At 68.1% G+C, this 19,176-nt stretch carries 20 protein-coding genes; 10 read left to right on the forward strand and 10 right to left on the reverse strand.

Annotated features, from left to right (window positions below; translation table 11 throughout):
- The gene (locus IFT71_RS04950; RefSeq protein ID WP_244654777.1) at positions 1-399 is read right to left on the reverse strand and encodes an MmcQ/YjbR family DNA-binding protein; all 399 of its coding nucleotides are present in this window, start codon (positions 397-399) and stop codon (positions 1-3) included.
- Between the two features lie 151 nt (positions 400-550).
- Here IFT71_RS04950 and IFT71_RS04955 point away from each other — a divergent pair, with 151 nt between their 5' ends.
- From IFT71_RS04955 to IFT71_RS04965, 3 genes are all read left to right on the forward strand, one after another.
- A complete protein-coding gene (locus IFT71_RS04955) occupies positions 551-1,858 on the forward strand; it encodes a thiamine pyrophosphate-dependent enzyme (protein WP_159511499.1) in 1,308 nt (435 codons plus the stop codon).
- Positions 1,859-1,914: 56 nt separating this feature from the next.
- On the forward strand, positions 1,915-2,922 hold the full coding sequence (locus IFT71_RS04960; RefSeq protein ID WP_031394420.1) for an alpha-ketoacid dehydrogenase subunit beta: 1,008 nt from the start codon (positions 1,915-1,917) through the stop codon (positions 2,920-2,922).
- A gap of 103 nt (positions 2,923-3,025) precedes the next feature.
- Complete coding sequence (locus IFT71_RS04965) at positions 3,026-4,378, forward strand: dihydrolipoamide acetyltransferase family protein (protein WP_192139452.1); 1,353 nt, start codon at positions 3,026-3,028, stop codon at positions 4,376-4,378.
- Positions 4,379-4,382: 4 nt separating this feature from the next.
- Here IFT71_RS04965 and IFT71_RS04970 read toward each other — a convergent pair whose 3' ends face one another.
- From IFT71_RS04970 to IFT71_RS04985, 4 genes are all read right to left on the reverse strand, one after another.
- Positions 4,383-5,054, reverse strand: a complete 672-nt coding sequence (locus tag IFT71_RS04970) for a peptidylprolyl isomerase (protein ID WP_192139454.1) — start codon at positions 5,052-5,054, stop codon at positions 4,383-4,385.
- Positions 5,055-5,212: 158 nt separating this feature from the next.
- Entirely contained in the window at positions 5,213-6,409 is a 1,197-nt protein-coding gene (locus IFT71_RS04975) for a thiolase family protein (RefSeq protein WP_192139456.1), read from the reverse strand.
- A 39-nt stretch (positions 6,410-6,448) separates the two neighbouring features.
- Positions 6,449-6,862, reverse strand: a complete 414-nt coding sequence (locus IFT71_RS04980; protein WP_056679477.1) for a DUF4345 domain-containing protein — start codon at positions 6,860-6,862, stop codon at positions 6,449-6,451.
- Positions 6,859-7,335: a DUF2721 domain-containing protein gene (locus IFT71_RS04985; RefSeq protein ID WP_192139458.1), complete on the reverse strand. Its 477-nt coding sequence runs from the start codon at positions 7,333-7,335 to the stop codon at positions 6,859-6,861. Before IFT71_RS04985 ends, IFT71_RS04980 begins: the two co-directional genes overlap by 4 nt.
- Before the next feature lie 122 nt (positions 7,336-7,457).
- Here IFT71_RS04985 and IFT71_RS04990 point away from each other — a divergent pair, with 122 nt between their 5' ends.
- Positions 7,458-8,546: a GNAT family N-acetyltransferase gene (locus IFT71_RS04990; RefSeq protein ID WP_192139460.1), complete on the forward strand. Its 1,089-nt coding sequence runs from the start codon at positions 7,458-7,460 to the stop codon at positions 8,544-8,546.
- On the opposite strand, the gene trmB is transcribed toward IFT71_RS04990, so the two are convergent.
- Entirely contained in the window at positions 8,543-9,223 is a 681-nt protein-coding gene (gene trmB / locus IFT71_RS04995; protein WP_192139462.1) for a tRNA (guanosine(46)-N7)-methyltransferase TrmB, read from the reverse strand. The genes IFT71_RS04990 and trmB overlap by 4 nt on opposite strands.
- A gap of 65 nt (positions 9,224-9,288) precedes the next feature.
- Here trmB and IFT71_RS05000 point away from each other — a divergent pair, with 65 nt between their 5' ends.
- The 4 genes from IFT71_RS05000 (at position 9,289) to IFT71_RS05015 (ending at position 12,325) form a co-directional block, all read left to right on the forward strand.
- Positions 9,289-10,134, forward strand: coding sequence for a formate/nitrite transporter family protein (locus IFT71_RS05000; protein WP_192139464.1), 846 nt, complete (start codon positions 9,289-9,291; stop codon positions 10,132-10,134).
- 2 nt (positions 10,135-10,136) lie between these two features.
- Positions 10,137-10,805, forward strand: coding sequence for a phosphatase PAP2 family protein (locus tag IFT71_RS05005; protein WP_192139466.1), 669 nt, complete (start codon positions 10,137-10,139; stop codon positions 10,803-10,805).
- 33 nt (positions 10,806-10,838) lie between these two features.
- Positions 10,839-11,123, forward strand: a complete 285-nt coding sequence (locus IFT71_RS05010) for a hypothetical protein (RefSeq protein ID WP_042466252.1) — start codon at positions 10,839-10,841, stop codon at positions 11,121-11,123.
- 89 nt (positions 11,124-11,212) lie between these two features.
- Entirely contained in the window at positions 11,213-12,325 is a 1,113-nt protein-coding gene (locus tag IFT71_RS05015) for an AI-2E family transporter (RefSeq protein WP_107045674.1), read from the forward strand.
- A gap of 90 nt (positions 12,326-12,415) precedes the next feature.
- On the opposite strand, the gene metK is transcribed toward IFT71_RS05015, so the two are convergent.
- A complete protein-coding gene (gene metK / locus IFT71_RS05020; protein WP_037530583.1) occupies positions 12,416-13,633 on the reverse strand; it encodes a methionine adenosyltransferase in 1,218 nt (405 codons plus the stop codon).
- Between the two features lie 72 nt (positions 13,634-13,705).
- The gene (gene lnt / locus IFT71_RS05025; protein WP_192139468.1) at positions 13,706-15,265 is read right to left on the reverse strand and encodes an apolipoprotein N-acyltransferase; all 1,560 of its coding nucleotides are present in this window, start codon (positions 15,263-15,265) and stop codon (positions 13,706-13,708) included.
- Between the two features lie 642 nt (positions 15,266-15,907).
- Between lnt and IFT71_RS05030 the strand changes: the two genes are divergently transcribed.
- Both IFT71_RS05030 and IFT71_RS05035 read left to right on the forward strand, forming a co-directional pair.
- Positions 15,908-16,327 carry a VOC family protein gene (locus tag IFT71_RS05030; RefSeq protein WP_192139470.1) on the forward strand — a complete coding sequence of 140 codons (420 nt, stop codon included), beginning with the start codon at positions 15,908-15,910 and terminating at the stop codon, positions 16,325-16,327.
- Positions 16,328-16,337: 10 nt separating this feature from the next.
- On the forward strand, positions 16,338-16,640 hold the full coding sequence (locus IFT71_RS05035) for a polyhydroxyalkanoic acid system family protein (protein WP_031396320.1): 303 nt from the start codon (positions 16,338-16,340) through the stop codon (positions 16,638-16,640).
- 91 nt (positions 16,641-16,731) lie between these two features.
- Here IFT71_RS05035 and IFT71_RS05040 read toward each other — a convergent pair whose 3' ends face one another.
- Together IFT71_RS05040 and IFT71_RS05045 are read right to left on the reverse strand one after the other, a co-directional pair.
- Positions 16,732-18,057 carry a PQQ-dependent sugar dehydrogenase gene (locus IFT71_RS05040; protein ID WP_192139472.1) on the reverse strand — a complete coding sequence of 442 codons (1,326 nt, stop codon included), beginning with the start codon at positions 18,055-18,057 and terminating at the stop codon, positions 16,732-16,734.
- A 215-nt stretch (positions 18,058-18,272) separates the two neighbouring features.
- Complete coding sequence (locus IFT71_RS05045; protein ID WP_031393856.1) at positions 18,273-19,172, reverse strand: hemolysin family protein; 900 nt, start codon at positions 19,170-19,172, stop codon at positions 18,273-18,275.
- Positions 19,173-19,176: the final 4 nt, after the last annotated feature.

Here is a 19,176-nt window from a genome sequence, read left to right on the forward strand (position 1 = left end):
CTAGGGGCGCTCGCCATAGGCCTTGCGCTGAGCCGCGGTAGCGCGGTCCCACCAGGCGCGGGCGAGCAGATCCGCGATCCGCTCGCCCGCGCCGGTGCCGTAACGGACCAGCACCGCCGGCCAGCCGTCATAATGATCGGTCTGCCAGAAGGTCGCGGGGTCGGTGTCGAGCAGGATGTCCTTCTCGTCGAGACCGATATGGAGCACGAAGCTGCCGGGATCTGGCGCGGTGGTGGACGCGAGCGTCTTGCCGCGGAACCTGAGTGCGGGCCGGCCGTAGCTGGTGCCCGGCTCGACACCCGGCAGCGTGCATCCGATCGCGACGACGGCGTCCCAGTCCTGCAGCATGTCGCCCTGCCTCCCCTGTCCGCCCGTGTCTGCCCGCGTCCGCAGGCTCATGCTATCGCATTAATCGCACGGCGTTGCACGCGGCCGGTGCGAATGCGGAGTCCGGCAAAACTCCCTCTCGCCAATGCCGTTGAAATTTTATAACAAGGCCGCGAAGAGCGATCCGGCGCGTACGCCGCCGGGCGATGGAGATGGAGTGACGATGGCCAGCGAGCACCCTCGCGCCGATTCGCAGCCGCTGCGCAATCTACCCGGATTGACGCTGCATGTGCCCGAACCGAAGTTTCGACCCGGCGATCCGGTCGATTTCGCCGAAGTCGACGTGCCGCCCGCGGGGCAGGCGCGGCGTCCCGATACCGCGGACAAGGCGAGCGATTTCACCGATCTCGCCTATACGCTGGTCCGCGTGCTCGACGATGACGGCAATGCGGTGGGGCCATGGGATCCCAAGCTTTCGCCCGATATGCTGCGCCGTATGCTGCGCAGCATGGCGCTGCTCCGTGCGTTCGACGAGCGCATGTTCCGCGCGCAGCGGCAGGGCAAGACGAGCTTCTACATGAAGGCGCTGGGCGAGGAGGCGGTCGCGGTCGCGGCGGCCTATGCGCTCGATTACGAGGACATGTGCTTCCCGTCCTACCGCCAGCAGGGACTGCTGATCGCACGGGGCTGGAGCCTCGTCGACATGATGAACCAGATCTATTCGAACACCGCGGACAGGCTGGGCGGCAAGCAGCTGCCGATCATGTATTCGGTCAAGGAAGCCGGGTTCTTCTCGATCTCGGGCAACCTTACGACGCAATATCCGCAAGCCGTGGGCTGGGCGATGGCGTCGGCGGCGAAGGGTGACACGCGGATTGCGGCGACGTGGTGCGGCGAGGGATCGACCGCGGAGGGCGACTTCCATTCGGCGTGCACCTTCGCCGCGGTCTACCGCGCGCCGGTGATCTTCAACGTGGTCAACAACCAGTGGGCGATTTCGAGCTTCTCGGGCTTTGCGGGGGCGGAGGCGACGACGTTTGCGGCGCGGGCGGTCGGCTATGGCATTGCCGGGCTGCGCGTCGACGGTAACGATGCGCTTGCCGTGTACGCCGCGACCGAGTGGGCGGCCGAGCGGGCGCGGACCAATCAGGGGCCGACGCTGATCGAGCATTTCACGTACCGCGCGGAAGGTCATTCGACCTCGGACGATCCCGGCCAGTATCGCAGCGAGGGCGAGCCCAATGCGTGGCCGCTCGGCGACCCGATCAAGCGGTTGAAGGACCATTTGATCGCGATCGGCGAATGGGACGACGAACGCCACGCGGCGCAGGACAAGGAGCTCGCCGAGCAGGTCAAGGCCGCGCAGAAGGAGGCTGAGAAGAACGGCATCCTCGGGCACGGGCTGCACCAGCCGCTCGAATCGCTGTTCGACGGCGTATTCGAGGAACTGCCCTGGCATCTGAAGGAGCAGCGTCAGCAGATGCTCGATGAAGAGACGGCAAGCGGCCGTCCATGGGATCGCAAGGCATGAGCGACATGATCGAGGCACCCGGGTCCGAAACAGCGGACGGCGGCGAGACCAGCCGGATGAACATGATCCAGGCGATCAACTCCGCCATGGACATCATGATGACGCGCGATCCCGACGTGATCGTGATGGGCGAGGATGTCGGCTATTTCGGCGGCGTGTTCCGCGCGACCGCGGGGTTGCAGGCGAAACACGGCAAGACGCGCGTGTTCGACACGCCGATTACCGAATGCGGGATCATCGGCGTCGCGGTGGGGATGGGTGCGTACGGCCTGCGTCCTGTTCCCGAGATCCAGTTCGCGGATTACATCTATCCCGCGCTCGACCAGCTCGTGTCCGAGGCCGCGCGGCTGCGCTATCGCTCGGCGGGCGAGTTCACCTCGCCGATCACGGTGCGATCGCCGTTCGGCGGTGGCATCTTCGGCGGGCAGACGCACAGCCAGAGCCCCGAGGGGCTCTTCACGCACATGTCGGGGATCAAGACGGTGATCCCGTCGACGCCCTATGACGCGAAGGGCCTGCTGATCGCGGCGATCGAGGACAATGACCCGACGCTCTTCTTCGAGCCCAAGCGCATCTATAACGGCCCGTTCGACGGCTATTGGGATCGGCCGTCGCAGAACTGGTCGAAGCATCCGGCCGGCGAAGTGCCGACGGGCTATTACAAGATCGAGCTCGGCAAGGCGAAGATCGTCCGGGCCGGCGAGGCGCTGACGATCCTCGCCTATGGCACGATGGTGCATGTCTGCGCGGCGGTGATCGCCGAGACGGGGATCGACGCCGAGATCGTCGACCTGCGCACGCTCGTCCCGCTCGACATCGAGACGATCGAGGCGTCGGTGAAGAAGACCGGGCGCTGCATGATCGTCCACGAGGCGACGCGGACCAGCGGGTTCGGCGCCGAGCTGTCGGCGCTGGTGCAGGAACGCTGTTTCTACCATCTCGAGGCACCGATCGAGCGCGTGACCGGGTTCGACACGCCGTACCCGCACAGCCTGGAATGGGCCTATTTCCCGGGGCCGGTCCGTATCACCGAGGCCCTCAAGAAGATCATGAAGGACGCATAATGATGCGTTCACCCACCCCCGTTCGCTTCGAGCGCAGTCGAGAAGCCTTCGGAATCCCTCACACAAGTTTCTCGACTTCGCTCGAAACGAACGGAATTTTCTGATGGCTCGCTTTACCTTCAAACTGCCGGATATCGGCGAAGGCATCTCGGAGGCCGAGATCGTCGCATGGCACGTCGCGATCGGCGACCGCGTCGAGGAGGATTCGCCGGTCGCGGACATGATGACCGACAAGGCGACGGTCGAGATGGAATCGCCCGTGTCGGGCGTCGTCGTCGCGCTGGCGGGCGAGGTCGGCGATCAGGTGTCGATCGGGGCCGCGCTGGTGGTGATCGAGACGGATGCGGTCGACGCCGGGGGTGAGGTTGTGGCGGCGCCGTTGACGGCGGCGCAGGCGGAGACGGCCGAGCAGTATGAGGCGGAGAATCCGGGGGTTGAGGAGGTGGTCGATACGCCGACCGCCACCACCCCGGCGGAGGCCGGGGCCCAGGTGGGGTCGGCAGATGACGAGCCTCGGACCACTATCACTGGAGACGTTCCAACTGGACCCCGGCCTTCGCCGGGGGGGAGTGACGAGCAGGTCGCTGCTGCCAAGGCACACGCACTGGCATCGCCCGCGGTGCGGGCGCGGGCGCGGGATCTGGGGATTGATCTGGCGTCGGTGAAGACCGAGTCCGACCGGGTCCGTCATGCCGATCTCGACGCGTATCTGCGATACGGCGCGGGGCAGGGCTATCAGGCGCCGGGGGCGAGCCGGGCGCGCGCGGATCAGCCGATCAAGGTCATCGGCATGCGGCGCAAGATCGCAGAGAACATGGCCGCGTCGAAGCGCGCGATCCCGCATTTCACCTATGTCGACGAGATCGACGTCACCGCGCTGGAGGCGATGCGCGCGGATCTGAACGCCAATCGCGGCGGGCGGCCCAAGCTGACGATGCTGCCGCTGATGATCGTCGCGATTTGCAAGACGATCCCCGATTTCCCGATGCTCAACGCGCGCTACGACGACGAGGCGGGCGTGGTGACGCGGCACGGGGCGATCCATCTGGGCATGGCGGCGCAGACCGATGCGGGGCTGACCGTGCCCGTGATCCGCGACGCGCAGGACCGCAACGTCTGGCAGCTCGCGACCGAGATCACGCGGCTTGCCGAGGCCGCGCGCGCGGGCAAGCTCGCGCCGAACGAGATGGGTGGCGGGACGATTACCGTCACCTCGCTCGGGCCGCTCGGCGGGATCGCGACGACGCCGGTGATCAACCGGCCCGAGGTCGCGATCATCGGGCCGAACAAGATCGTCGAACGCCCCGTGTTTAAGGGCGACGAGGTGGTCCGCGCGAAGCTGATGAACCTGTCGATCAGCTGCGACCACCGCGTCGTCGATGGCTGGGATGCGGCGAGCTTCGTCCAGGGGCTGAAAAAGTATCTCGAGACGCCGGTCCTGCTGTTCGCGGACTGACGCGTCAGCGCGGCCGTGGCGGGGTGGGGCGGGTCTTCAACAGCCATGGTCGCGGGCCGCTGGTCGGGCGGGGCGTGCCGTCGAGCCGCTTGGCGCTGATCAGCGCGACGCGGTTGAGGATCATCTGGCCCTTGAACGCGTCGAGCCCGCCACCGGTCGGCTTGGCGAGGATGCGGCGGACCGTGTCCATGCCGCCGACGACATGGCCGAAGGCCGCATAGCCGAGATAGCCCCGGCGCGCGTCCATCGCGGGCGTCGGGCCGACGGTGATGAAGAAATTGCCGCCCGCCGAGCCGGGTTCGCTGCCGCGCGCCATCGAGATCGTCGCGTCGAGATGGCGGATGCCGGTCTGCGTCGTGGTCTCGAGCGGGAAGGCGGGCAGGATGCGCCGCGCGTCGGTGCGGATGCCGCCCTGGATGAAGCCGAATTTCGGCGCCTTCTTGCTGCGCGCGGCACGGTAGAAATCGGTCCCGTCGAAGCGGCCGTCATCGACATAGGCGAGGAAGTTCGCGCTGGTCTTGGGGGCATGGCGCGTGTCGAGCGCGAGGGTGATCGGGCCTTCGGAGGTGGTGAGGCGGACGCGGACGGTGCCGGGTTTCGCGGGGGTGGGTTTCTGAGGGGCGGCGGAGGCCGGGGTGGCCAGCAGCGCTAGCGCCGGGAGGAGGAGGAAACGCATAGGCGGGGCAGGACCTTGTCATTCTGAACAGGGGTCGCCCTGTATACGTCCCGTCATCCTGACGAAAGTCAGGACCCAGAGCCACATGCGCCGCACCCCGTTACCCTGGGTCCTGACTTTCGTCAGGATGACGGGAGGCGGCGCCCGCCCCCGTCACGTCAGACGATCTCGAACAGGCCCGCGGCGCCCATGCCGCCGGCGGTGCACATCGAGACCACGACATAGCGGACGCCGCGCTTGCGGCCCTCGATCAGTGCGTGGCCGACGAGGCGCGAGCCGGTCATGCCGAAGGGGTGGCCGACCGCGATCGCGCCGCCATTGACGTTGTACTTTTCGGGATCGATGCCGAGATGGTCGCGGCAGTAGAGGCATTGCGACGCGAACGCCTCGTTCAGCTCCCACAGGCCGATGTCCGCGACGGTCAGCCCGGCGCGGTCGAGCAGCCTGGGGATCGCGAAGACCGGGCCGATGCCCATTTCGGCGGGGTCGCAGCCCGCCGACTGGAAGCCGCGATAGATACCGAGGATCTCCTTGCCCTCGGCCTCCGCGGTCCGCCGGTCCATCAGCAGCTGCGCGGACGCGCCGTCGGAAAGCTGGCTGGCATTGCCCGCGGTGACGCTGGTCCCCGGGCTGGAGAAATCGCCGCCCGGCCAGACGGTCTTGAGCCCGGCGAGCGCCTCCGCAGTCGTGCCCGCGCGGATTCCCTCGTCCTGGCTCAGCGTGACGTTCTCGCTGCCGGTGCGCGCGCCCTGCTTGTCGAACAGCGCCTTCTCGACGGTGATCGGCACGATCTCCTCGGCGAACGCGCCGCTGGCGAGGCCGGCGGCGGCGCGCTGCTGGCTCATCGCGGCATAGGCGTCCTGCGCCTCGCGGCTGATGCCGTATTTGCGCGCGACGATCTCGGCGGTCTCGATCATCGGGATATAGGCGGCGGGCTCGCGCGCGGTGACGCTCTGATTGACGTAGCGCGGCGCGTCCTTCGTCACGGTGTAGCTGATCGATTCCATCCCGCCCGCCAGCGCGACATCGGCCTCGTCGCAGATGATCGTGCGCGCGGCGAGCGCGACCGCGGTCAGTCCCGAGCCGCATTTGCGGTCAAGCGTGACCGCGGGGACCGATTCGGGCAGGCCGCCGGCGAAGAGCGCCATGCGTCCGGCATTGCCGCCCTGCGTCCCCCATTGGTTGCCGACGCCCCAGAACACCTCGTCGATGCGCGCGGGGTCGATCCCGGCGCGCTCGACCGCCGCGTTCATGACGTGTCCGCCGAGCACCGGTGCCTCGGTCGCGTTGAACGCGCCGCGATAGGCTTTGCCGATGGCGGTACGGGCAGTCGAGACGATGGCGGCTTCACGCATGCTTGGACCTTTCGAGGACCGGGTATGGTCAAGCGTCGTCTAGGGATTCGGTCCGGCGTTGGAAAGGGCCCGGCGGGCGAGGCGCGCCTGCCAGAGCATCAGCAGCGGCACGACGAGGATTTCCATGCCGAGCCCCAGCACATGTCCGCGCGACGGCATGCCGACATCGATCAGCGAGACGAGCCGCGCGAGGCCGCCGACCACGATCAGCCCGCCGAGCAGCCGGAAGCGCGGGCCCTTTGTCTCGATATGCGGAATGCAGCTGAGAAAGCCGAGCCCGGTCGCGAAGAAGATCCCCGAAATATAGCGGAAATGGCTGTCGAGATCGCGCGGCACGTCGGCGAGGTGGCCGAACGGGGCTGGGCCGTGGACGATCCCCTGACCGCCGACGAGCAGCGGCAGGAGGCAGGCGATCGCGACGACGCCCTGCAGCAGGCGGTGTTCGAGCGTCATGTCAGCTTGTCGAGCAGTTCGGGGTTGTCGAGCAGTTCGGGGCGGATGCGGAAGGCGACCAACGAGATCCGCACCTCGATCATGAAGCTGGCAAAGGCGGCGATCAGCAGGATCATCGCAAGGATGAACGAGACCGCGACATAGGTCCCGAAGTGCAGCTTGGCGAGTTCGGCGATGAACAGCAGCGCGATGACGATACAGGTCATGATCGCGCTCGACACCGCGAGGAAGAGCGAGGCGTTGATGATCGTCATCCGCCGGTCGAGCAGCCGCAACTCCCAGATATGGCGGATGCGTTCAGGCCCCGCGCTGCTGGGATGGAGCTTTTCGAGCTGGCGGGCGCGGTCGATGACGCGCGAGAGGCGACCGGCGAGCACGTTGAGCAGCTGGCCGATGCCCGCGAGCATAAAGACGGGCGCAAGCGACAGCTGGATCGTCTGCGCGATCGTCGAAACGGCGGGAATGGGTATCATCCTGATCATCATGCGGAATAACCGCGCCGGAGGGAAGCCAATCCCGCCCCCCGCCTGAAGCGCCGCGGCGCCCGGTGCGATCCTGCACTACCTGGTAAGGGATTGCTGCTAGGGGGCGTGCGATGTCGAAGCCGATGCTCCTGTCCGACCGCGTGCCGGTGCCACCGAGCGTGCAGGCAAGCGTGGTCGAGGGCCTGAGCATCGCGATCGACGCGGTCGCCGCGCGCGCGGCGCCGAGCCACCGGTTCCTGCGCTATGGCTGGTATGCCGCCGCGCTGAGTGCCTATGGCGGGCGTGCGAAGACGCTGGTGGTCGAGGAGGACGGCGTCGCGGCGATCGCGTTGCCGTTCGTCGCGCTCGGCCCGGCGTGGCTGCGGCTGGCGACGGTGCCGGGCTGTTACTGGCCGTTCCGCAGTTTCGGCATGGCGATGGGGGCGAGCGAGGCGGCACGCGCGGCGGCGCTGCGCGGACTATCTGCGCAGTGCAACGGCCTGCGGATCGGCCCGGTTCAGGATGGCGATCCGGCGGCGGACGCGCTGATCGCGAGCGCGCGGGCGGCGGGATGGTGCGCGATCGACCGGCATGTCGGCGACGCCTGGGTGCTCGACCTCGCGCCGAGCGTCGATGGCGAGCGCTGGCCGCGCAACTCGACGCTGCGCAAGAACCGCTTTCACGAAAAGCATCTGGCCGAGCATGGCGCGCTCGACTGGCAGGCGCTGGCGGGGGCGGACTGGCCGGCGCGGTTCGCCGATCTGGGCGCGGTCGAGCAGACGAGCTGGGTCGCGCAGGAGACCGATCGCCGCGACATGAAATTTACGACCGACGGGCATCTCGCCTTCTGGCAGGCGGCGGCGGTCGATCCGGTGCTGGCAGGGATGTTCCGCGCGGCGCTGCTCCGCGTCGACGGCGTGCCCGCCGCCTTCTCGTTCGACATCGACACGGGGGCGCTGATCTACGCGATCGCCAACAGCTACGATCCGCGTTTCGCCAAGCATTCGCCGGGCAAGCTGCTCTACTGGCGCAACCTGGTCGCGGCGATGACGCGCGGCGCGACCAGGGTCGACTGGGGCGCGGGCGACAGCGGCTACAAGCGGGTGATCGGCGCGGCGGAGGGCGCACCGATCCGCGACTGGCTGTTGCTCAGGCCGGGCCTGCCGGCGATTGCGGGTCGCGCGCTGGCCGGCTGGTGGCGGCGCAGCGGCGGGCGCTAGTCGCGGATATAGCGGAAATACCAGACCTCGTGGCCCTGGCGCCGGGCTTTCCGCTCATAGCGCGTCTCGGGCCAGTCGTCGGGGCGGGTCAGGAAGTCCTGCGGGGTGCGCGCCTGCCAGGTGAAGTCGCGGCGCTGGTCCATGATCATCATCGACCAGCGGCAATAGGTCGGATCGTCTGTGCCGAGCCGGAATTCGGCGCCGGGCTTCAGCTTGGCGGCGATCGTGTCGAGCGGACCGTGATTGACCATGCGCCGCTTGGCATGCCGCGCCTTGCGCCAGGGATCGGGGTGGAGGAGGTAGAGCCGGTCGAGGCTGGCATCGGGCAGCCGCTCGATCACCTCGAGCGCGTCGCCCATATAGAGCCGGACATTGGTCAGCCCGCCGTCGCGGATGTGGCCGAGCGCGCCGACGACGCCGTTGAGGAACGGTTCGCAGCCGATGAAGCCGACATCCGGATTGGCCGCGGCCTGGCCGGCGAGATGTTCGCCCGCGCCGAAGCCGATCTCGACATGCAGCGGGCGGTCGTCGCCGAACAGGGTGGCGGCGTCGACAATCCCCGTGTCGGGAACCGACAGACGCGGGAGCATCTCCTCGACGAGCGCGGACTGGCCCTGGCGAAGCTTGTGGCCCTGGCGACGGCCATAGAGGCGGCGAATGGTGGCGGGATCGTTCATCGCCGCGCGCTCTAGCGGTCGATTGCGCGGGAGCAAAGCACGTAGCGGTCCGTTACAAGGCCGTAATGGCCGAAAACAGCACCACCACGGCGGACACCGGGTCCGCGCCCGAGGGGCCCGAGCAGGACGTCGAGGACCTGAAGGCGGCGGACGCGGGCGATCTCCACCGCGCGGTGCGCGAGGCGGGTGAGGATGAACTCGCGCGCCCGGGGGTCTCGCTGTTCTTCTCCGCGCTCGCGGCGGGGCTCGCGATCACCGCGTCGCTGGTCGCCGAGGGTGCGCTTCATGCCGCGCTGCCCGATACGCCGTGGCGCGAGCTGGTCGTGTCGCTCGGCTATCCGGCGGGGTTCCTGGTCGTCATTCTCGGGCGGATGCAATTGTTCACCGAGAGCACGATCAGCGCGATGCTGCCGCTGGTGACCAAGCCGTCGCGCTGGGCGCTGCGGCGGACGTTGCGGCTGTGGGGCATCGTGCTGGGCGCCAACCTGCTCGGCACCGCGCTGACCGCGGCGGCGATCGCGGGCGGTGTGCTCGGCGGGGCGGAGCTGCGCGAAGCGATGATCGCGGTGTCGATGCGGATCACCGAGCTTGGTGCCTGGGCGACGTTCGTCAACGCGATCCCGGCCGGGTTCATGATCGCGATCCTCGCCTGGTCGCTGCCCAATGCGCGCGGCGAGGCGTTCATGGTGATCTTCGCGGTGACCTATGTGGTCGCGATCGGCGGGTTCAGCCATTCGATCGTCGGATCGGACGAGGCGTTCCTGCTGCTGTTCACCGGGCATGTCGACCTGGTCCGGACCTTTGCGGGACTGTTGCTGCCGGCGATCATGGGGAATCTCGTCGGTGGTGCGGGGGTGTTCGCGCTGCTGGCGCATGCGCAGGTGCGCGGCGAAATGCGACAGAAGGACTGATGATGACGGGCAAGAGCAAGAGTGCGGCGGCCAAGATCGCCGAGGCTGACCGCAAGGCGACCTACAAGCTGGCCGAACACCGCGACGCGCCGGTGGTGAAGGCGACCGGCTTTCTCGCCGAGGTCGCCGACCAGCCGCAGCTGATCGCGACGTCGATCGGCACGCTGGTGATCGGGCTGGTCGCGCGGCGGCCCGACCTGATCCGCGGCGGCGCACGGATGCTCGCCTCGCATCTGGCGGCGACCGCGGCGAAATCGGTGATCAAGCATTCGGTCGACCGGACGCGGCCGGGCCATGCGCTCGACACCGGCAAGGCGCGGTTCGAGACGGGCGACAGCGACGATCACAAGCAGACGTCCTTCCCGTCGGGCCATACCGCAGGCGCGGTGGCGGTCGCGCGTGCGGCGTCGCGCGACATCGACGGCGCGGCGATGCCGTCGGCGCTGGCGACGGTCGCGGTGGCGGCGGCGCAACCGGTCAACGGCAAGCATTATCTGTCCGACCTGGTCGTCGGCGCGGCGGTCGGCTGGATCGCCGAGGCGGCGGTCAGCGCACTGTTCGACCGAGTCGCGCCGGTCGTCGAGCATGTCACTGAAAACAGGGAAAGATCCGCGGATCACGACCCCGCGACGGTACCAAACAGGGCCGAGGGAACCGTTCCGCCTGCGTGACGGTTTGGATGGCCTCACAAGAGGGATTTATACATGAAGACCATTGCTACCGCGCTCATGCTCGCAACGCTGACCATTCCGCTCGCAGCCTGTGGCGGCAAGGGTGACGACAAGCTGGGCAGCCAGGTCGAAGGCGCCGCGGAAAACCGCGCCGACGCGCTCGAGGCGGCTGCCGACAATCTCGAAGATCGCGCCGAGGCGGTTCGCGATCAGGGCGAGAAGCAGGGCGAGGCGGTCGACGACGCGGACGTGAACGCCGCCGCGATGTCGAACGAGCAGAAGGCGGCCCTCGTCAACGGCAGCGCCGCGCTGCGCTAAGTACAATGATGCCGTCCCCGCCGATTCGGGCGGGGGCGGTATCGTCGGCGGCGCCTGGGGCCGACCGACGATGTTGGGGGGGATGCATGATGATCAACCGGCGCCGGCTCGAAACGGGCGGATTCCTGATATTCCTGGTGGTGATCACGATCGCGCTCGTCGTGGTCGTCTGGTCGTACGCCCTGGCGCTGCTGTGGGCCGCGCTCGCCGCGATCCTGTTCCAGCCGCTGTTCCAGCGTCTGCTCGAGCGGATGCCGACGCGTCGCAACACCGCCGCTGCACTGACGCTGCTGATCATCCTGTTCGCGGTCGTCGTGCCGAGCATGATCATCGGCGGGATGATCGTCGACCAGGCGGGCACGGTCTATACCCGCATCCAGAATGGCGAGATCAATTTCGCCGCCTATTTCAACCAGGTGCATGATGCGTTGCCGACGCGCCTGCAGACGCTGCTCGACAAGGCCGGGTTCGATTCGATCGAGCGGATCCAGGCGCGACTGTCGCAGACGATGGGCAACAGCGTGCGGACGATCGCCAGCCAGGCGCTGTCGATCGGGCGCAACGCCGCCGCCTTCCTGCTCGCCTTTGGTATCGCGCTGTACGTGATGTTCTTCCTGCTGCGCGACGGCGAGACGATCGGGCCGAAGATCTGCGACGCGCTGCCGCTCGAGCGGTCGGTCACCGCCGCGTTGGTCGACAAGTTCGTGTCAGTGGTGCGTGCGACGATCAAGGGGACGGTGATCGTCGCGCTGGTCCAGGGCGGGCTGGGCGCGGCGACCTTCTGGATCGTCGGGCTGCCCGCGGCCCTGCTCTGGGGCCTGCTGATGGCGCTGACCTCGCTGCTGCCCGCGCTCGGGCCGGCGATCGTCTGGGTCCCGGTCGCGGTCTATCTGCTGGCGACCACTGCGATCTGGCAGGGGCTGGTGGTGATCATCTCGGGCGTCGTCGTGATCGGCATGGCGGACAATATCCTGCGGCCGATCCTGGTCGGGCGCGACACGGGGATCCCCGATTTCGTCGTGCTGGTCACGACGCTGGGCGGGATCGAGCTGATCGGTCTGAGCGGCATCGTCGTCGGGCCGCTGGTCGCGGCGCTGTTCCTGGCGTCGTGGCAGATCCTGACCGAGCAGCGGCATCGGCAGCGCGCGAGCGCGCCGCTGGTCGGCGACGCGGCGGGGACCGACCGGTCGGCGCCCGGCTGATCGCTTTCGATCCGGCGTAGCGGACATGAAAAAGCCTCCCCCGGACGGTCCGGGGGAGGCTTTTCTGTATCACCTATCGGGCGAGGTGCGTCAGGCGGTTGCGGCCTTCAGCTTGTCGACCAGATCGGTGCGCTCCCAGGTGAAGCTGTCACCCTCGGGCTCGCGGCCGAAATGGCCGTACGCCGCGGTCTTCTTGTAGATCGGCGCGTTGAGCTTGAGGTGCTCGCGGATGCCCTTGGGCGTCAGGCGGACGAGCTTGGGCAGGACCGCCTCGAGCCTGGCCTCTTCGACCGTGCCGGTGCCGTGCGTGTCGACATAGACCGACAGCGGCTCGGCGATGCCGATCGCGTAGCTCAGCTGGATCGTGCAGCGGCGGGCGAGCCCGGCGGCGACGACGTTCTTCGCCAGATAGCGTGCGACGTAAGCGGCCGAGCGATCGACCTTGGTCGGATCCTTGCCCGAGAACGCGCCGCCGCCATGCGGGGCTGCGCCGCCGTAGGTGTCGACGATGATCTTGCGGCCGGTGACGCCTGCGTCGCCGTCAGGGCCACCGATCTCGAACGCGCCGGTCGGGTTGATGTAGATCGCGGTCTCGTCCGAGATGAAGCCTGCGGGCAGCACGTCGGTGAACACGCCCATGACATAGTCGCGCAGCTCGGCGTACTTGGCCGGATCGGGGTTCTTGCCCTTTTCCGAATAGCCCGGTGCGTGCTGGGTCGAGACGACGAGCGCGGTCGCGCGGACCGGCTTCTCGTTCTCATAGGCGAGCGTCACCTGGCTCTTGGCGTCGGGCTCGAGGAACGGGGCTGCGCCCGAATGGCGATCGGCGGCCATCCGCTCGAGGATCTTGTGGCTGTAGTAGAGCGTCGCGGGCATCAGGCCGGGCGTCTCGTCGGTCGCGTAGCCGAACATGATGCCCTGATCGCCGGCACCCTCGTCCTTGTTGCCGCTCTCGTCGACGCCCATCGCGATCTCCGCGGACTGGCCGTGGAGGTTGTTCTCGAAACGGAACTCGTTCCAGTGGAAGCCCGACTGCTCGTAGCCGATTTCCTTGACGGTGTTGCGGACGGCCGCCTCGATCTCGTCGAGTACGCCATCGGCCCACTGGTCGTTCTCATAGATGCCCTTGCCGCGGATCTCGCCGGCGAGGACGACGAGCTGCGTGGTCGTCAGCGTCTCGCAGGCGATGCGCGCCTCGGGATCCTTGGCGAGGAACAGGTCGACGATCGTGTCGCTGATCTGGTCGGCGACCTTGTCGGGATGGCCTTCGGAGACCGACTCGGAGGTGAAGAGAAAGGACTTGCGCATGAAACCTCTTCGCAAAAGGCCCGGCGGTGAGACACCGCGGAGCATCATATAAGGAAAGCTTTATATGTCCTTCTAGCGTTCGCGGCGGCGCAGGGCAACGGCCAAGGCGATCATCGCCGCCATGACCAGCCCCGCCGCCAGATTGCCGAGCCGCGCGAACGGCGTCACGGGCAGCGCGGGCGGCATCGGCAGCTCGGCCGCACCCGCGGTCTCATGCGCGACGGTGGCGAGCAGGCGGCCGTCCGCGGCGATGATTGCGGAGATGCCGGTCGGGGTCGCGCGGACGATCGGCAGCCCCTCCTCGATCGCGCGCATCCGTGCCTGCGCCAGATGCTGCGGCGGGCCCCAGCTCCCGAACCAGGCGTCGTTCGAGGGGTTGAACAACAGCCGCGGGCGGTGCGCGCGGTCGACCGTCTGGCCTGAGAAGATGATCTCGTAGCAGATCTGGATGCCGATCGACCCGAAGCCCGCCAGCGTCAGGTTGCCCGGCCCCTCGCCCGAGGTGAAGTCGATGTCGCCGGGGACGAGCCGCGCGAGCCCGAGGGGTTTCAGCAGCCACGGCATCGGCAGATATTCGCCGTAGGGGACGAGATGCGCCTTGTCGTAGCGGCCGCGCAGCCGCGCCTGCGCGTCGATCGCGAACACTGAGTTAGTCGCGCCCGCGATCCGGTCCTCGCGGTCGAACGACAGCGAGGTGCCGCCGGTCAGCAAGATGTCGTCGGGGCCGAGCAGCCGCGCGATCCGGCGGCGCAGATAGGCCGGGCTCGACCAGTCATAGGCGTAGAAGGGATAGCCATCCTCGAGATAGTCGCGCACCACGCCCTCGGGCCAGACGACGAGGCGGGGGGTGGCGCCGGGGGTGCCCGACAGCTTTTCGAGCGCGGACAGCACGCGTTCGCCGTCCGATTCGCTGCGATCCTCCTGGCCGATATCGGGCTGGACGACGCGGACCCGGGGGGCGTTGGCGGGCGCGGCGGGGGCGTCGGTCCACAGCGCCGACAGCGCGGCGAGCGCGAGCAGCGGTATGACGATCGCAGGCATCGCGACGCGGCGACGCGCGAGCATCCACAGCGATCCCGCCGCGACGATCGTCACCCCCGACAGCGCATAGGTGCCGATCCAGGCCGACAGCCGCGCGATGCCGATCGCGGGCAGCCACATCACCCCCAGCGGATCCCAGGCATAGCCGGTGAACAGCACGCTGCGCAGCCACTCGGTCGCGATCCACGCGGCGGCGAAGACGAGGATGAAGGCGGGGTCGGGCGTTGCGGTCGCGCGGCGTCCTAACCGCCAGGCGAGGCCCGCGGCGACCATCGGGAAGATCGCGAGATAGAGCGCGAGCCCGACCGCGGCGAAATAGCCGAGCACCGGTGGCATCGCGTCCTGAAAGTCGAACGCGTGCTGGAACCAGTTGTTGTTGACGGTGAAATGCCCGAGCCCGAACAGCCAGCCGCGCCACAGCGCCTGGCGGAACGAGCCTGCGTCGTGGACGAGCGCGAGCCACGCGGCGACCGCGACGAGCGCGAGCGGCCAGAGATCGAGCGGCGCAAACCCCGTCGCGGCGATCGCGCCGAGCAGGAGGCTGGCGAGCGCGGGGGAGGTGAGGGCGGCGCGGGCGGGAGAGCGGGTCACGCCCGCGCTATGGCGTGGCGGCGGGGGGCGGGCAATATCTGAGGCTGCATCTGACGTGGCGGCGGGGCTGGAGGGGGTGCCGGGCCTCGTGCGGTGGGCGCTTTCGTTGGACTCGGTACCAACTCCTGAATCTACCCCCACACATGACCACCCCGGCGAAGGCCGGGGTCCAGCTGGGAAGGTCGCCGTGACGACGCGCAACCTTTAGTTACCACCGTCCCCCAACTGGGCCCCGGCCTTCGCCGGGGTGGTGCCATCTCCTTTGCGGCCGGCTGGTACTTTATCGACAAATAGCATCGTGCAGGCCGCATCCCTTGCACCTCCCCGGCGGAGGCCGGGGTCCAGCTGGGAAGGTCGCAGTAAGGACGCGATGTCCTTTGTTACCACCGTCCCCCAATTGGGCCCCGGCCTTCGCCGGGGTGGTTGTGGGGTGGCGGGGCGGCGTTACTGCAACGCACGTGGAGCTGTTTCCCCGCGAAGGCGGGGATCCAGTCTGGGCTCCCGCCTTCGCGGGAGAACAGGGGCGCGCCGCTTATGGGGAGAGCGGGGGCGCGATACCTTGGAGGAGGGCGGCGGACGCGCGGGGGCATTGCATAGCGGGGGCGGGGTGACGGGGGGGATCATCCGCTCTATCCTGCCCGCATGACGCTGCGCCCCTTTCATCTCGCCTTTCCCGTCCATGACCTCGCCGCCGCGCGGGCCTTTTACGGGGGGACGCTTGGCTGTCCCGAGGGGCGGTCGAGTGACCACTGGATCGATTTCGACCTGTTCGGGCATCAGATCGTCGCGCATCTCGATCCGGCGGCGAAGGCGATCGCGGTCGAGAATGCGGTCGACGGGCATCAGGTGCCGGTGCCACATTTCGGCGTCGTGCTGACGATGGAGGACTGGACCAGCCTGTCCGAGCGCGTCGCGGCGGCGGGGGTCCGGTTCGGGATCGCGCCGCATGTCCGCTTCAAGGGCGAAGTCGGCGAGCAGGCGACGATGTTCTTTTGCGACCCCAGCGGCAACGCGCTCGAGTTCAAGGCGTTCGCACAGGACGCGATGCTGTTCGCACACTGAGGATCAAAGAATGTCCAATCCCATTTCGGTCGATATCCCCCACAAGCTCGGCAAGGCGGGGGTGCGCTCGCGGCTCGACAGCGGCATCGACACGATCGGGTCGAAGATCCCCGGCGGATCGGTGACCGATCGGCGCTGGGAAGGCGATACGCTGCACTTCACCGTCAGCGCGATGGGGCAGGTGATCGGCAGCAAGGTCACGGTGTTCGAGGACAATGTCCATGCGATCGTCGACCTGCCCGGGCTGCTCGGGCTGTTCGCGGGCAAGGTGCAGGACATGATCCGCAAGGAAGGGCCGAAGCTGCTGCGCTGAGGGTTTGCGCGGCTTGATACGGCCATGCCCGTCATCCTGACGCTCGTCAGGATGACGGGGGAGGGGGAGGCGTTCTCGTGCCTCCCCGCACTTACTTCGTGCTGACGCGCCAGATCGTGTTGCCGACGTCGTCGGCGACCAGCAGCGCGCCGCTCTTGTCGGTGATGACGCCGACAGGGCGGCCCTGCGCCTCGCCATCCTTGTTGAGGAAGCCGCCGAGCACGTCGACGGGCTTTGCGTTCGCCGCCGGGAAGCCGGTGTCGCCGAACGGGATGTAGACGACCTTGTAGCCCGAGAGCGGCTTGCGGTTCCACGAGCCGTGCTCGCCGACGAACACGCCGTTGGTGAAGCGGTCGCCGAGCTTCGCGTCGCCCGCGAAGGTCAGGCCGAGGGCGGCGACATGCGGTCCGAGCGCATAGTCGGGACGCTTGGCATATTGCTGGAGCGCGGGGTTCTTCGGCTCGACGCGATCGTCGGGATAGCCGCCCCAATAATACCAGGGCCAGCCGAAGTGATCGCCGAACTCGACCTGCGTCAGATAGTCGGGCGCGAGGTCCGAGCCGAGCATGTCGCGTTCGTTGACGACGGTCCAGAGCTGGCCCGACTTGGGGTTGATCGCCATGCCGTTGGGGTTGCGCAGACCGGCGGCGTAGATCCGCCAGTTCTTGTCCTTCGGCCAGACCTGAAGGATGTTGGCGCGGTATTTCTCCGCATCCATGCCGTTTTCGGCGATGTTCGACGCCGAGCCGACGCCGACATAGAGCGTCTTGCCGTCCGGGGCGGCGATCACGTTGCGCGCCCAGTGATTGCCGCCGCCGTTGAGCGGGATGACACGCTCGGGCTTGGCGGTGATCCGGGTCGCGCCCTCGGTATAGGGCACGCGGACGAGCGCGTCGGTGTTGCCGATATAGAGCTGGCCATCCATCAGCGTCATGCCGAAGGGCGAGTTGAGCCCGGTCATGAACGCCGAGCGCGTCTCCGCCACGCCGTCGCCGTCCGCGTCGCGCAGCAGCGTGATGCGGTTGGCCGAGGGCACGCCCGCGCCCGCGCGGCCCATCAGGAAGTTCATCACCGTCGTGACGATACCGGGACCCTTACGCGGTGGCGAATTGGTCTCGGCGACCAGCACGTCGCCATTGGGCAGGCGGTAGAGCCAGCGCGGATGATCGAGCCCGGCCGCGAACGGCTGGACCTTCATCCCCGCCGCCGCGGTCGGCATCGCGCCCTGGGGCCAGCCGACCGCCTTGGCGACGCCGATCGTCGGCAGCATCTGGATCCGCGGCGCGGTGATGTCGGGCCGCTTGCCGGTGACCTGGTTGACGTCGAGCCGGGCGGTATCGGGCCAGGCGAGCCAGGTGAACCCGGCGATCCCGACCAAGATGATCAGCCCGAGCACGATGAGGATGTGTTTGCGCATGCAGGAGAGTTAGGCGGGAGTGCGGGCGGGGGCAATGGCGCGATTGCGGTTGGGTATCCCGCGAGCTTCGTCATCCTCGCGGAGGCGGGGATCCAGAGCGGCAGGGTCTGCGTGCCGTCGGACGGTCAGCCGGTATGGGTTCCCGCCTTCGCGGGAATGACGTTGGGGGGCGGGGGGGGGCGGGTCGTGTCGGCCGACGCACCGCCCCCTTCGTGTCAGTCGTCGTCCTCTACCAGTACCACCGGCGGGTGGAGGCGGAGGCGGTTGACGCGGCGTTCGTCGGCTTCGGTGACTTCGAGTTTCCAGCCGCTCGGATGATCGACGCATTCGCCGATCTGCGGGACATGGCCTGCGAGCAGCGCGGCGAGACCGCCCAATGTGTCGATATCGCCATCGACCTCGGCAAGCCGCGGGTCGATCAGTTCGGCGGCATCCTCGAGCTCGGCGCGCGCGTCGACGTCCCAGGCCCCGCCGTCGATCGGCGTCATCAGCACCTGCGGCGCGTCGTCATGCTCGTCCTCGATATCGCCGACGATCTCCTCGATCAGGTCTTCGAACGTGACGAGGCCCTCGGTGCCCGAATATTCGTCGAGCACGATCGTCAGATGGACGTGCTTCTGCCGCATGTCGGCGAGCAGATCGAGCGCGCCGCGCGACATCGGCGCGTAGAGCGGCTCGCGGATCAGCCCGGCGAGCGTCGTCGGATGCTCGGCGCCGGTTGCGAGGATCGTGAAGACGTCCTTGATATGGACCATGCCAATGATCGTATCGAGATTGTCGCGATAGACCGGCAGGCGGCTGTGGCCGGCCTCGGCGAACAGCTTGACGAGGTCGGCGAACGACGTCTCCTCCTCGACCGCGATGATGTCGGCGCGCGGCACGCCGACATCGCCTGCGTCCCGCTCGCTGAAATGCAGCAGGTTGCGGACCATCTGGCGCTCGAGCGGGGTGAGATCGCCCTTGGCATCGGGGGCGGGATCGCCCTCGTGCCGGTCGATCGCATCCTCGAGCTGATCGCGCAGCGATTCGTCGGGGGCACCGAAGATCAGGCCTTTCAGCCCGCGCCAGATACTGTCGGTACTATCGCCGTTTCCGGCATTGGGGCCATCGGCCATCGTG

Origin of the sequence: Sphingomonas sp. CFBP 13733 (genome assembly GCF_014841795.1) — a bacterium.
Taxonomy (GTDB): domain Bacteria; phylum Pseudomonadota; class Alphaproteobacteria; order Sphingomonadales; family Sphingomonadaceae; genus Sphingomonas; species Sphingomonas aerolata.

Bases quoted from the DNA above. Each gene is read 5' to 3' on its own strand.
- metK (WP_037530583.1), bottom strand. From the start codon at position 13,633: ATGCGCAAGTCCTTTCTCTTCACCTCCGAGTCGGTCTCCGAAGGCCAT.
- IFT71_RS04950 (WP_244654777.1), bottom strand. From the start codon at position 399: ATGAGCCTGCGGACGCGGGCAGACACGGGCGGACAGGGGAGGCAGGGC.
- IFT71_RS05010 (WP_042466252.1), top strand. From the start codon at position 10,839: ATGAAGACCATTGCTACCGCGCTCATGCTCGCAACGCTGACCATTCCG.
- IFT71_RS05000 (WP_192139464.1), top strand. From the start codon at position 9,289: ATGGCCGAAAACAGCACCACCACGGCGGACACCGGGTCCGCGCCCGAG.
- IFT71_RS05045 (WP_031393856.1), bottom strand. From the start codon at position 19,172: ATGGCCGATGGCCCCAATGCCGGAAACGGCGATAGTACCGACAGTATC.
- IFT71_RS05005 (WP_192139466.1), top strand. From the start codon at position 10,137: ATGACGGGCAAGAGCAAGAGTGCGGCGGCCAAGATCGCCGAGGCTGAC.
- IFT71_RS04980 (WP_056679477.1), bottom strand. From the start codon at position 6,862: ATGACGCTCGAACACCGCCTGCTGCAGGGCGTCGTCGCGATCGCCTGC.
- IFT71_RS05015 (WP_107045674.1), top strand. From the start codon at position 11,213: ATGATCAACCGGCGCCGGCTCGAAACGGGCGGATTCCTGATATTCCTG.
- IFT71_RS04985 (WP_192139458.1), bottom strand. From the start codon at position 7,335: ATGATACCCATTCCCGCCGTTTCGACGATCGCGCAGACGATCCAGCTG.
- IFT71_RS04970 (WP_192139454.1), bottom strand. From the start codon at position 5,054: ATGCGTTTCCTCCTCCTCCCGGCGCTAGCGCTGCTGGCCACCCCGGCC.
- IFT71_RS04955 (WP_159511499.1), top strand. From the start codon at position 551: ATGGCCAGCGAGCACCCTCGCGCCGATTCGCAGCCGCTGCGCAATCTA.
- IFT71_RS05035 (WP_031396320.1), top strand. From the start codon at position 16,338: ATGTCCAATCCCATTTCGGTCGATATCCCCCACAAGCTCGGCAAGGCG.
- IFT71_RS05030 (WP_192139470.1), top strand. From the start codon at position 15,908: ATGACGCTGCGCCCCTTTCATCTCGCCTTTCCCGTCCATGACCTCGCC.
- trmB (WP_192139462.1), bottom strand. From the start codon at position 9,223: ATGAACGATCCCGCCACCATTCGCCGCCTCTATGGCCGTCGCCAGGGC.
- IFT71_RS04965 (WP_192139452.1), top strand. From the start codon at position 3,026: ATGGCTCGCTTTACCTTCAAACTGCCGGATATCGGCGAAGGCATCTCG.
- IFT71_RS04960 (WP_031394420.1), top strand. From the start codon at position 1,915: ATGAACATGATCCAGGCGATCAACTCCGCCATGGACATCATGATGACG.
- IFT71_RS04990 (WP_192139460.1), top strand. From the start codon at position 7,458: ATGTCGAAGCCGATGCTCCTGTCCGACCGCGTGCCGGTGCCACCGAGC.
- IFT71_RS05040 (WP_192139472.1), bottom strand. From the start codon at position 18,057: ATGCGCAAACACATCCTCATCGTGCTCGGGCTGATCATCTTGGTCGGG.
- IFT71_RS04975 (WP_192139456.1), bottom strand. From the start codon at position 6,409: ATGCGTGAAGCCGCCATCGTCTCGACTGCCCGTACCGCCATCGGCAAA.